This is a genomic window from Paenibacillus agri, from assembly GCF_013359945.1.
Classification (GTDB): domain Bacteria; phylum Bacillota; class Bacilli; order Paenibacillales; family Paenibacillaceae; genus Paenibacillus_AQ; species Paenibacillus_AQ agri.
Genome location: NZ_JABWCS010000078.1, coordinates 1 through 250, shown reverse-complemented (window position 1 = coordinate 250; position 250 = coordinate 1). Strand labels below are relative to the sequence as shown.

General features: G+C 48.4%; 1 rRNA gene. It reads left to right on the top strand.

Annotation, left to right across the window (positions count from 1 at the left end):
• Positions 1-101: ribosomal RNA gene (locus HPT30_RS00355) — 16S ribosomal RNA — on the top strand; the annotation flags it as partial.
• Between the last annotated feature and the right edge of the window lie 149 nt (positions 102-250).

The window sequence follows — 250 nt, the reverse complement described above, 5'->3', positions numbered from 1 at the left end:
GTAACCCGCAAGGGAGCCAGCCGCCGAAGGTGGGGTAGATGATTGGGGTGAAGTCGTAACAAGGTAGCCGTATCGGAAGGTGCGGCTGGATCACCTCCTTTCTATGGAGAATCGTTTCCTGTAACGGAAACATTCAAATCGGAAGTATTACTTCCAAATCTCAGGTTTAGGCCTGTTACTCACTCGTTGCTCAGTTTTGAGAGTTTAAGCTCTCAGTTTCTGAAAGGTTTGGACGATCACGTTAGTGTCG